Here is a 12,154-nt window from a genome sequence, read left to right on the forward strand (position 1 = left end):
TCATAGCGACGGAGCCTCCTTCAGCAACGGGCCGCCCCAGCGGCTCTCCAGGGCCTGCTCCACGGCGGCGCCGACGCGGTAGCAGCGGTCGTCGGCCAGCACGGGCGCCATGATCTGCAGGCCCACCGGCAGACCGTCTTCCTCGGCCAGCCCGCACGGCACCGAGATGGCCGCGTTGCCGGCCAGGTTGGACGGGATGGTGCACAGGTCGGCGAGGTACATCGCCATCGGGTCGTCGACGCGCTCGCCGATCGCGAACGCCGTGGTCGGCGTGGTCGGCGACACCAGCACGTCGACCTGCTGGTAGGCGGCCTCGAACTCGCGGGAGATGACCGTGCGCACCTTCTGTGCCTGGCCGTAGTAGGCGTCGTAGTAGCCGCTCGACAGCGCGTACGTGCCGAGCATGATGCGCCGCTTGACCTCGGGTCCGAACCCGGCGGCCCTGGTCAGCGCCATGACCTCCTCGGCGCTGCGGGTGCCGTCGTCACCGACGCGCAGGCCGTAACGCATCGCGTCGAAGCGCGCCAGGTTGGACGAGCACTCCGACGGCGCGATCAGGTAGTACGCGTAGAGGGCGGTGGTGAACGACGGGCACGAGACCTCGACGACCTTGGCCCCGAGCGACTCGAGGAGTTGCACGGCCTCGTTGTAGCGGGCCAGCACGCCCGGCTGGTAGCCGTCACCGCCGAGCTCCTTGACCACGCCGATCCGCATGCCGGCGACGTCGGCGTGCCGGGCCGCCTCGACCACCGAAGGCACGGGCGCGTCGATGGAGGTGGAGTCCATCGGGTCGTGCCCGGAGAACGCCTCCTGCAACAGCGCCGCGTCGAGCACGGTGCGGGCGAACGGCCCCGGCGTGTCGAGCGAGCTCGCGAACGCGATCAGCCCGTAACGGGACGAGCCACCATAAGTCGGCTTCATCCCCACGATGCCGGTCACCGAGGCCGGCTGCCGGATCGAACCGCCCGTGTCGGTGCCCGTCGACAGCGGCGCCTCGTAGGCCGCCACGGCCGCGCTCGAACCACCGGAGGAACCGCCCGGCACCTTCGCCAGATCCCACGGGTTGCGCGTCGTGTGGAAGGCGGAGTTTTCCGTCGAGGAGCCCATGGCGAACTCGTCGAGGTTGGTCTTGCCGAGAATCACCAGCCCCGCCTCGCGCAGCCGCTTGGTGACGGTCGCGTCGTAGGGCGGACGCCAGCCTTCGAGGATCTTGGACGCGGCCGTCGTCGGCATGTCGCGCGTGGTGAAGATGTCTTTGTGCGCGATCGGCACCCCGGCCAGCGGCCCGAGCTTCTCACCGGCCCTGAGCCTGGTGTCGACGGCCCGCGCCTGCTCGATCGTCGTCTCGCGGTCGACGTGGAGGAAAGCCTTGACCTTGGGCTCCACCTCGGCCATGCGGTCGAGGTGCGCCTCGGCCACCTCGACCGACGACACCTCCCCCGCGGCGATCATCGAGCCCAGCTCGGCAGCGGTCTTGCGGATCAGGCTCATGCCTCCTCCCCGAGGATGCGCGGCACCCGGAATCGGTCGTCCTCGACGGCGGGAGCACCGGCCAGCGCCAGCTCGGGCGTCAGGGACTGTCGCACCTCGTCGGCACGGAAGACATTGGTCAGCGGAAGCGCGTGCGACGATGGCGGCACATCCTCGGCGGCGACCTCGGCCACCTTCGCGACCGCTTCGATGATGGCATCGAGTTGGGTGGCGTAGTGGTCGAGTTCGTCACCGGTGAGCGCCAGCCTGGACAACCGGGCCAGGTGTGCGACCTCGTCGCGGGTTATGGCGGACATGAGTCGTTGAACCCGTTTCGTGGATGGAGTCTTTGGACACTGCCATCCTAGAGGGCTTGACGAAGCACGCCCGAACGGTTAACACCCTGGCAACACCGCTCCCGGCTGCGCGAGCGCGGCTTCACCCGTACAACTCCCGCGGCCCCACCCCGCGCACCTCGCCCTCCCCCGCCGGGGCCGCATCGAACGCGGCGCCGCCGTAGCAGGTCGGCACGGGAGCCGGACCGGGTCTGCGTTCCGCCAGGTCACGCGGTCCTGGTCACCTCGGGCGCGTAGCCGAAATCGACCTTCGGCACCGCCTCCGCGTGGTCGCGCAGCCAGGTCGCGGCGTCGGCGGCCGGCATGGGCTCGCAGAACAACCACCCCTGCCCCACGTCGCACCCCATGTCCGCCAGGCGGATGGCCACCTCGTCGGACTCGACCCCCTCGGCCACCGAACGCAGGCCGAGCGAGCGCACCAGGTCGACGATCGAGCGCACGATCCTTTCGTCGTCCTCCGACTCGGCGATCCTGCGGACGAACGAGGCGTCGATCTTGACCTCCGACACCGCCAGGCGCTGGAGCCTGATCAGCGAGGAGTAGCCGGTGCCGAAGTCGTCGATGGCCAGCGGGACGCCGAGCGTGGCCAGCGCCTTGATGGTCTCCTGGGTGTAGGCCTGGTCGCCGGTCAGGATGCGCTCGGTCACCTCCAGCTGGATGGCCGCGGGCGGCAGGCCGTATTTCGCCAGCCCCACCTCCAGCCGCTCGGGCAGCGCGGAGTCGAGCAGGTCACGGGCGGAGATGTTGACCGAGATCTGCACCCGCAGATCCGTGTGCCACCAGTGGGCGGCCTGCTCCAGCGCCTCGTCGATGACGTACGCGGTCAGCTGGCGCATCAGGTAGGACTGCTCGGCCAGCGGGACGAAATCGGACGGCGGGATCGGCCCGTGCGCCGGGTGGCGCCAGCGCAGCAGCGCCTCGACGCCCAGGACCGCGCCGGTGCCGAGACTGACCTTGGGCTGGTAGTGCAGGCGCAGCTCGCGGTTGTCGATGGCGCGGCGCAGGTCGCCGAGGAGGCTCAGGCGCTCCGGCGAGTTCCTGTCCTTGTCGGGCTGGTAGAGCTCCACTCCCGTACGGCCCTCCTTGGCGAGGTACATCGCCACGTCGGCGCGCTGGAGCAGCAGCTCGAAGTCGGGGGCGTGATCGGGGTAGAGCGCGATGCCGACGGAGCCGTCCACGTCGAAGGTCATGCCCTCCAGGCGCACCGGCTCGGTCAGCGCCGCACGCAGCCTGGCCGCGACCTCCCTGGCCGCGTGGGTGTCCCTGATCGAGGGCAGCAGCACGGCGAACTCGTCGCCGCCCAGCCTCGCGACCACGTCTCCCGGGCGTACGGAGTGGGTGAGGCGGTGCGCGACCATCTGCAACAGGCGGTCGCCCACCGGGTGGCCCATCGTGTCGTTGACCTCCTTGAACCGGTCGAGGTCGAGCAGGAACAGGCCGACCCGGTCGTCCTGCCTGGCCTCGGCGAGCGCCTCCTCCGTGCTGACGATGAGCAGCTTGCGGTTGGGCAGGCCGGTCAGCTCGTCGTGCATGGCCTGGTGGTCGCGGCGCATGGAGAGCGTGGCGGTGAAGTAGACGGCGGCCAGGGGCGCCACGAAGAGCGGCACCAGCCCCGGCGAATGGTTCATGACCACGACGACCAGAGGCGCCAGGCCGAGCAGGCCGGCGTAGACGAGGCTCTGCGGGCCGACGGTGGCCTTCAGCACCCGGGTGAGCGAGCGCCGTTCGTGCAGCGCGACCGCACTGCACACGAGAGTCGCCCTGGTCGCGAAGTAGGCGATCCCCGCCAGCCCGATCGCCAGCAGGTTACCGCCGCCCGGCACCCACGGCAGGGCCGGGCTCGGCACGATGCCGAACGTGCCCAGCACCACACCCGCGGCGGTGAGCGCGAGGGTCGACTGCGCGATGTTGAACATGACCCGATGCCACGACTTGCGCGTCACCACGCCGTTCATGGCCACCGCGACCCCCTGCATCAGCACCGCGGCGGGCAGCCCGAAGTGCAGGAGCACGGCGAACGTGAACATGGTGGAGGGGTAGGTGCCGCCCACGGCCGCCGCCGAGGAGACCATGACGGGCCGCAGCTCGCCCAGGACCACCAGCACGGCCAGCACCCAGAACAGCGGTGTGCGGGCGACCTCCACCAGCTCGGACATGTCGAGCCTGAGCATGGCCACCACGAGTGCGGTGAACCCGATCACGGTGATGCCCGCGAGAAACGCCCACAGCGGCGTGCCGGCGCGTGGGCCGGTGTCGCGGGTGTCGGTTGGGTCAGTCATCGGTAACAGAACCCCCATTAGGTCACTATGGGAGGGTACGACCTTTACCCCACTTCGCGAAACCAAGCGCGTACGTTCCGTCACTTCTCCTTTCCGACATATACCCAGAAAACACCCTGGGTAGCACACCATGCACGCTGCGGTCTCCCCGCGCCACCCCCAGGACCGCATGCGAGACCCCATCACGGAACACGGTCATCCGCCGGAGCGCGGTCGCCCTACAGCAGCCGGTGCGAAACGACCCTCACCCATGCCGGAACCGCGGTCGCCACCCGCGCACGAGCCCTCGCGAACCGACCGCTCTCACACGAGCCAACCACTCCCGCACAAACCGGACCCACCCGCATGAACCCCATCCCTACGAACGGACCACCCGCACGAACGAACCACCCGTACGAACCGGGTCCCACCCGTACGAACTGACCGCCCGTGCGAACGATCCTCGACGGGTCCAGAACCGACCGGGTTCGCATGAATTACCCGAGCCCATGCGAACCGACCCCGCCCGTATGGACCAACCGTGCCCGGAAGAACCGGCCTCGCCCGTGCCGGCCAACCGTGCCCGTGCGAGCCCATGGACCCGCGTCAACGCGTGAGGGTCAGGGCTCGGGGGTGATCGCGGCCCCGGTGGCCGCCTCCGGGCCTTCGTTCAGGAGGATCTCGAAGCCCGCGCTGTCGAGGATCGGCACGCCCAGGCTGACCGCCTTGTCATATTTCGACCCAGCGTTGTCACCCGCGATCAGGAACGACGTCTTCTTCGACACCGACGACGCGACCTTCCCGCCCCTGCCGGTCAGCTCGGCGGCGGCCGAGTCGCGGGTGTGGCCCTCCAGCGTGCCCGTGACCACGAACGTCATCCCCTGCAGCGTCTGCGGGCCCTTCTCGGGGGCCGGCTCGTCCTCCATGCGGACCCCGGCCGCGCGCCACCGGTCGATGATCGCGCGGTGCCAGTCGACCGCGAACCACTCCCGGATCGTGGCCGCCACCCGGGGCCCGATGCCCTCGACCGCGGCCAGCTCTTCCTCCGAGGCGTTCATGATCGCGTCGATCGACCTCATGGCGTCGGCCAGGGCACGCGCCGTGGGCGGGCCGATGTGCCTGATCGACAGGGCGACCAGCACCTGCGCGAGCGGCACCTGCTTGGCCCGCTCGAGCTCCTCGATGAGCTGCAGCGCGTTCTGGCTGGGCTCGCCGTTGATGTTGGAGAAGAAGGAGACGACCTTCTGCTCCCCCGTCTTCGGGTCGATCTTGGGCAGGCCGGTGTCGGGATCGCGGACCACCGACCTGATCGGGATCAGCTGGTCGAGCGTCAGGTCGAACAGGTCGGCCTCGGTGCGCACCACCGGCTGCTGCGGCGGGAGCGGCTGGGTGAGCGCCGTGGCCGCGACATAGCCGAGGCCGTCGATGTCGAGCGCGCGCCGCCCGGCCGCGAAATAAATGCGCTCGCGCATCTGGGCGGGGCAACCGCGCGCGTTGGGGCAGCGCAGGTCGGCGTCGCCCTCCTTCTCGTAAGCCAGCGCGGTGCCGCACTCCGGGCAGTGCGTGGGCATGACGAACTCCCGCTCGGACCCGTCGCGCAGCGCCGCCACCGGCCCGACGATCTCGGGGATGACGTCGCCCGCCTTGCGCAACACCACGGTGTCGCCGATGAGCACGCCCTTCTTGGCCACGACGGCGGCGTTGTGGAGCGTGGCGCGCTCGACGGTCGAGCCCGACACCACGACCGGCTCCATCACGCCATAGGGGGTGACGCGGCCGGTGCGCCCGACGCCCACCTGGATGTCGAGCAGCTTGGTGTTGACCTCCTGCGGCGGATATTTGAAGGCGATCGCCCAGCGCGGAGCGCGCGAGGTGGAGCCGAGCTCACGCTGCGTGCGGAAGTCGTCGACCTTGACGACCACCCCGTCGATCTCATAGGGCGGATCGTGGCGGTGCGCGCGGTAGTGCTCGATGAACTCGTTGATCTCGGTGAGGCCCGGCAGCACCTGGTAGAGGTCGCTGACCGGCAGCCCGAACTCGCGCAGCCGGTCGTAGACCTCCGACTGCGCCCGCGGCTCCGTCGCTCCCTCCCAGACGCCGACGCCGTGCACCAGCATGCGCAGCGGGCGCTGCGCCGTGATGCGCGGGTCCTTCTGCCGCAGCGTGCCGGCCGCGGAGTTGCGCGGGTTGGCGAACGGCGGCTTGCCCTGCTCGACGAGCTGCTCGTTGAGCTTCTTGAAGTCTTCGACCGGGATGTAGACCTCGCCGCGCACCTCGACCAGGCTCGGCACGTCGTCGCCCTTGAGCCGGTGGGGGACGCCCTTGATGGTGCGCACGTTGGCCGTCACGTCGTCACCCGTGCGCCCGTCACCCCTGGTGGCGGCGCGCTCCAGCCTGCCGTCGCGGTAGACCAGGGCGATCGCGAGCCCGTCGATCTTCAGCTCGCACAGGAAGGGGCCCGGATCTCCTTCGGCCAGCCGCTCGGCGCGCACCTGCCAGGCCGCCATGTCGGCGTCGTTGAAGGCGTTGTCGAGGCTCTCCATCCTGGCCAGGTGGCGAACCTTGGCGAAGTCGCCGCTGACCGGCGCCCCCACCTGCTGGGTGGGCGAGCCTGGCGTCTGGAGCGAGGGATGCTCCTCCTCCAGCGCCAGCAGCTCTCTGAACCACTCGTCGAACTGGGCGTCGCTGACCGTGGGCTGGTCGAGCACGTAGTAGCGCCAGCGAGCCTCGTCGACCAGCTCGCTCAGCTCGGCATGCCGCTTCAGCGCGGGCACCGGCACCCCGGCGACCTCAGTGGATGGCTCGCCCACGGCCTCTCCTTCCGTCCAGCATTCTGAGCAAACGCTACCGCTCAGCACTGACAGAAAAGGCCGCCGGCGCACGTGCTCCCGGCGGCCATGAGATCGGACGCTCTCGCAGGTGGAGAGCTTTGTGGGGCCTTCGCGTGAAACTTCCGCGGCGCACCTCGCCCTCCGTCCAGGAACGCCACGTGAGCCAAAAGGCCGGTCAGCCGGCTTGCCCGTTCGCGGGATCGTCCCTGAGCACCTGGGCGGCTTTCGCGCACGCGGCCAGGGCGGCCCTGGCGTACCTCGGCGTCGCACCCGCGAGCCCGCACGCCGGCGTCAGCACGACCTGCGCCGCCAGCCTGTCGGGCGCGAACCCCAGCCGCCGCCACAACCCCACCGCGGGTTCGGCGACCACGCCAGGGTCGGGCAGCCGGGCATCCCTGCCCGGCACCACGCCCATGAACAGCACCATCCCGGCCTCGAAAAGCTCGCCCAGCGCATCGTCGTCCCTGCGCCGCAGCAGGGCGGCGTCGACGGAGACCCCCCGCACCCCCGCCGACCGCAGCAGGCCGAGAGGCACCGAGGGCGCGCAGCAGTGCACCACGGGGGCGTCGAAGAGCCGCAGCGACTCCTCCACCCGCCATCCCTCCACCGCGGCCAGCCGCCCGAACCCCGAGGCGGTCGGCACCGTGCCGGCCAGCACCCCCGGCAGCCCGGGCTCGTCGAGCTGCAACACGATCTCCGTCACCCCTGGCAGCCGCCGCCGCACCTCCGCGCAGTGGTCGGCGACCCCCTGCGCGAGGGACGCCGTCAGATCGCGTACGGCCCCCGCGTCGGAGAGCATCTTGTCGCCGTGCTTCAGCTCGATCGCGCCGGCCAGCGTCCACGGACCGCACGCCTGCAGCTTGAGCGGACCGGAGTAGTCGTGGGCGATCTCCTCCAGCCCGTCGAGATCGCGGCGCATATGGTCGAGGGACCGCTGGTGGTCGCGCCCCGGCCGGTCGCTCAGCCGCCAGCCGGACGGCTGCACCTCGACCGGCAGGTCGACGAGCAGCCCCGCCGTGCGCCCGACCATGTCGGCGCCGACGCCTCGGGCGGGCAGCTCTGGCAGGTAGGGCAGCCCGGGCACCTCGCCGAGGACGACCCTGATCGCCTCGAGATGGTCCTCGCCGGGATGTGAGCCGATCCCGGTGGCTTGCCACGTGGGCACAGTAGACATGGGGACAAGCGTAGGCTCTGCCGTATGAAGATCAGTAAATTCGAGCACGCGTGCGTACGCGTGGAGAAGGACGGCAAGGTCCTGGTCATCGACCCGGGCACGTTCAGCGAGGGCCCCGTTCTGGAGGGCGCGGACGCCGTCCTCATCACCCACGAGCACTTCGACCACGTCGACGTCGGCAAGCTGAGGGCGGCCTCGCCCGACCTGGAGATCTGGACGTGCGAGGCTGTCGCCGCCGAGCTGGCGGACGTGCCGGCCAAGGTGCAGGTCGTACGACATGGCGACGCCTTCGAGACGGCCGGTTTCGGGGTGAAGGTGTTCGGCGAGTGGCACGCGCTGAACCATCCGGACATTCCGATCGTGCAGAACGTCGGCTTCATGCTCGACGACGCGCTCTTCTACCCCGGTGACGCCCTGACCGTGCCCGGGGTGGACGTGCCGACGCTGCTGGTGCCCACCAACGCACCCTGGCTGAAGCTCGTGGAGATGGTCGGATATCTGCGCGAGGTGCGCCCGGGACGGGCGTTCTCCACCCATGACGGCCTGATCAACGACAGGGGTCTCGCGGTGGTGGACAACTGGCTCAAGGTGGAGGCCGACAAGCAGGGCGCCGAGATCCGTCGTATGGGGGTCGGCGAGTCGGTCACCCTCAGCTAGCGGAGAGGATCGTCGCCGAGCCGATCACCGTGGCGCCGGAATAGAGGACGGCGGCCTGCCCCGCCGCAACTCCCGTGGCCGGGCGGTCGAGGTCGACGCGGAGCCCGCCGCCGGTCTCCTCGAACCGGCAGCCGTAGACCTCTCCGTGGGCCCGCAGCTGCACGGTCAGGTCGTCGAAGCGGGACGGGCCGTTCCAGACCGGGTCGCCGCAGGTGATCGAGGTGACCTCGAGCGCCGCGCGCGGCCCCACCGTGACGGTGTTGGAGACCGGCTCGATCGACAGGACGTAGCGTGGCCTGCCGTCGGAGGCCGGGCGGTCGATGCGCAGGCCCTTGCGTTGGCCGATCGTGAAACCGTGAGCGCCCTGGTGGCTGCCGACGACGGCGCCGCTCTGGTCGACGATGGGCCCCTCCTCCGCGCCGAGCCGCTTCGACAGGAAGCCGCGGGTGTCGCCGTCGGCGATGAAGCAGATGTCGTGGCTGTCGGGCTTGTCGGCGACCATCAGCCCGCGCCGCGCGGCCTCCTCGCGCACCTCGGCCTTGGTCGAGTCGCCCAGGGGGAAGATGGCGTGGCCGAGCTGCTCGCGGGTGAGCACCCCGAGCACGTAGGACTGGTCTTTGCCCTGGTCGGCGCTCCTGGACAGGACACCGTCGGCCAGCCTGGCGTGGTGGCCGGTGGCGACCGCGTCGAAGCCCAGGGCCAGCGCCCGGTCGAGCACCGCGGAGAACTTGATCTTCTCGTTGCAGCGCAGGCACGGGTTGGGCGTGCGGCCAGCGGCGTATTCGGACACGAAGTCCTCGATCACGTCGCGCTGGAACCGCTCTGCCATGTCCCAGATGTAGAAGGGGATGCCGATCACGTCGGCGGCACGCCGCGCGTCGCGAGAGTCCTCGATCGTGCAGCAGCCCCGGGCACCCGTGCGGTGGGATTGGGGGTTGGCCGACAGAGCGAGGTGCACACCAGTGACGTCGTGACCGGCCTCGGCGATCCGAGCGGCGGCCACGGCGGAGTCGACGCCGCCCGACATGGCGGCAAGCACACGCAGTCCCATGACCTTCTCAGCGTACTGTCCGTACGGGAGTGCGCGGCCATGTGCACGATCGGGGCCGGGGTCTGCGAGGATTCAGCGCATGCGACTGTTCGGGCGCAAGGACGATGAGGAAGAGGCCGGCGGGCAGGACGAGGCCATCGCCGGGTTCTGGACGTGGTGGCAGGAGACCAGGCCGCGGCTCGACTCGCTGGTGGCCGAGGGCGAGGCCGCGGGGCTGGAGGAGTGGCTGGCGCCGGCGGTCGCCGCCGTCCATCCCGAGCTGGTCTGGGAGGTGGCGCCCGGCAAGGAGGCGGCGCACGCCCTCGTGGTGACCGCGGCGGGCGACGCCGAGCTGCGCCCGCTCGCCCACCGCTGGGCCAGGGCCGCGCCGGCCGCCGATCTGCTGTGGGAGTTTCATCCGTCGCGGCAGGCCAATCCGCAGGCGGCGGAGCTCGCCATCGAGGTGGGCGGTTACGCGTTCGCGCTCGACAAGCTGATGCTCGGGCTGCGGGTGCCGCGCAACCAGCCGAGGGTCGACGTGGCCGCCTACCACCCGATCTTCGCCGAGCTCGACGAGGACACCCGGATGGAGGCCACGCTGCTGGCCCTCGACTGGCTGCTCGGCGAGGACGACGTCGCCAGGTGGGTGGGCGAGATCACGCCGGCCACGTTCCAGCCGATCGACGCCGTGGCCGCCATGCACCTGCCGGCCGTGGTCGCCGACGTGGCCTCCGGCTACGCGGAGGAGGAGTGGGTGCTGCTGCAGGGGCAGACCGCGACCGGCGCGCCGCTCGTCGCCACGGTCCGCCACCCGCTGCGCCCCGTCGACCATCCGCTCTGCGACCAGCACATCGCGATCACGCTGCCGTACGCGCATCGCGACGAGAACGGCCTGCCGGTCGACGGCTCGCTGGAGGCGCTGCGAGACTTCGAGGAGCGCCTGGTGGCCCGCCTGCTCAAGCTGGGCGACGACGCGGTGCTGGCCGCCCACCTGAGCACGGAGGGGCACCGGATCATCCACGTGTACGCCGACCCGACCGGCGACGCCGCGATCCACGCCAAGGAGCTGATCGTGGGCTGGGAGGAGGGCGAGCCCCGCGTCGACGTGACCGCCGACCCGGGTTGGACCGCCGCGGCGCCGTTCCTCACCTGACGCCACGGCGGCCGGTCAGCCGAGGCCGGCGCGGCGGGCGCGTTCGACCGCGGCGGGCAGCACTTCGATCAGGCGGTCGACGTCGTCGCGGGTCGAGGTGTGCCCCAGGGTGAACCTGAGCGAGCCGCGCGCCGCCGCCGCGTCGGCCCCCATCGCCAGCAGCACGTGCGACGGCTGGGAGACGCCGGCCGAGCAGGCCGAGCCGGTCGAGCACTCCACGCCCTTGGCGTCGAGCAGCATGAGCAACGCGTCGCCCTCGCAGCCGGGGAAGGAGAAATGCGCGTTGCCCGGCAGCCGCCCCGGTGAAGCCGGAGGGGTCCCTCGCCGTTCGGTCTGGGGGGTTTGCGCGGAGGTCGTCTCGCGTACGTCGGGATCGCCGTTGAGCACGACGTCGGGGACGGCCGCGTGTACGCGCTCGATCAGCTCGTCGCGCAGCGACGCCAGGCGGCGCCCCAGAGCCTCCTGCTCCTTGACGGCAGTGCTGACGGCGGCGGCGAGCCCCGCGATGGCGGGGGCGTCGAGCGTGCCGGAGCGCACGTCGCGTTCCTGCCCTCCGCCGTGCTGCACGGAGACCGGCGTCAGCCCTCTGGCCAGCAGCAGCGCGCCGACGCCCATCGGGCCGCCGATCTTGTGGCCGGTCAGCGTGAGCGCGTCGACGCCCGACGCGGCGAACGACACGGGCAGCTGCCCCACCGCCTGGACGGCGTCGGTGTGGAACGGGATGCCGTGCTCGCGGGCGACGGCGGCCAGGGCGTGCACCGGCTGGACGGTGCCGACCTCGTTGTTGGCCCACATGACGCTGACCATGGCCACGCTGTCGGGGTCGCGTTCGATGGTGGCGCGCAGGGTCTCGGGATGGACGCGGCCGTACGCGTCGGCCTCCAGCAGCTCGATCTCCGCGCCCTGGCTGTCGGCCAGCCACTGGGCCGGGTCGAGCACGGCGTGGTGCTCCACGGAGCTGATCAGCACGCGCCTGCGGGGGCGGCGCGCCCAGTAGAGGCCCTTGATGGCGAGGTTGTCGGCCTCGGTGCCGCCCGAGGTGAACACGACCTCGCTGGGCCGCGCCCCGAGCGCGTCGGCGATCGCCTCGCGTGACTCCTCGACCACCCTGCGCATCCGGCGCCCGGCGCCGTGCAGCGAGGAAGCGTTTCCGACCTGTTGGAGTTGAACCGTCATGGCCTCGATCGCTTCGGGCAGCATCGGGGCGGTCGCCGCATGATCGAGA

At 71.0% G+C, this 12,154-nt stretch carries 9 protein-coding genes; 2 read left to right on the forward strand and 7 right to left on the reverse strand.

The window, feature by feature from the left end:
• From gatA to ACZ6SA_RS29935, 5 genes are all read right to left on the reverse strand, one after another.
• Complete coding sequence (gene gatA, locus ACZ6SA_RS29915) at positions 1-1,491, reverse strand: Asp-tRNA(Asn)/Glu-tRNA(Gln) amidotransferase subunit GatA (RefSeq protein WP_347774827.1); 1,491 nt, start codon at positions 1,489-1,491, stop codon at positions 1-3.
• On the reverse strand, positions 1,488-1,787 hold the full coding sequence (gatC, locus tag ACZ6SA_RS29920; protein ID WP_132595391.1) for an Asp-tRNA(Asn)/Glu-tRNA(Gln) amidotransferase subunit GatC: 300 nt from the start codon (positions 1,785-1,787) through the stop codon (positions 1,488-1,490). Before gatC ends, gatA begins: the two co-directional genes overlap by 4 nt.
• Positions 1,788-2,032: 245 nt before the next feature.
• Entirely contained in the window at positions 2,033-4,105 is a 2,073-nt protein-coding gene (locus ACZ6SA_RS29925) for a putative bifunctional diguanylate cyclase/phosphodiesterase (protein ID WP_347645406.1), read from the reverse strand.
• 599 nt (positions 4,106-4,704) lie between these two features.
• Positions 4,705-6,894, reverse strand: coding sequence for an NAD-dependent DNA ligase LigA (ligA, locus tag ACZ6SA_RS29930; RefSeq protein WP_465831822.1), 2,190 nt, complete (start codon positions 6,892-6,894; stop codon positions 4,705-4,707).
• A 196-nt stretch (positions 6,895-7,090) separates the two neighbouring features.
• Complete coding sequence (locus ACZ6SA_RS29935) at positions 7,091-8,089, reverse strand: methionine synthase (RefSeq protein WP_465831824.1); 999 nt, start codon at positions 8,087-8,089, stop codon at positions 7,091-7,093.
• Positions 8,090-8,113: 24 nt separating this feature from the next.
• Here ACZ6SA_RS29935 and ACZ6SA_RS29940 point away from each other — a divergent pair, with 24 nt between their 5' ends.
• Positions 8,114-8,746: an MBL fold metallo-hydrolase gene (locus ACZ6SA_RS29940; RefSeq protein ID WP_465831826.1), complete on the forward strand. Its 633-nt coding sequence runs from the start codon at positions 8,114-8,116 to the stop codon at positions 8,744-8,746.
• Here the strand turns inward: ACZ6SA_RS29940 and mnmA are convergent.
• Positions 8,739-9,797: a tRNA 2-thiouridine(34) synthase MnmA gene (mnmA, locus tag ACZ6SA_RS29945; RefSeq protein ID WP_465831828.1), complete on the reverse strand. Its 1,059-nt coding sequence runs from the start codon at positions 9,795-9,797 to the stop codon at positions 8,739-8,741. The two genes, ACZ6SA_RS29940 and mnmA, sit on opposite strands and share 8 nt — an antisense overlap.
• A gap of 79 nt (positions 9,798-9,876) precedes the next feature.
• Between mnmA and ACZ6SA_RS29950 the strand changes: the two genes are divergently transcribed.
• Complete coding sequence (locus ACZ6SA_RS29950; RefSeq protein ID WP_465831830.1) at positions 9,877-10,929, forward strand: DUF695 domain-containing protein; 1,053 nt, start codon at positions 9,877-9,879, stop codon at positions 10,927-10,929.
• 15 nt (positions 10,930-10,944) lie between these two features.
• Here the strand turns inward: ACZ6SA_RS29950 and ACZ6SA_RS29955 are convergent, their stop codons facing one another.
• Positions 10,945-12,129 (reverse strand): cysteine desulfurase family protein, encoded by a 1,185-nt coding sequence (locus ACZ6SA_RS29955; protein WP_465831905.1) that lies wholly within the window; start codon positions 12,127-12,129, stop codon positions 10,945-10,947.
• Positions 12,130-12,154 lie beyond the last annotated feature (25 nt).

The sequence above is a fragment of the Nonomuraea sp. NPDC049378 genome (assembly GCF_055586745.1).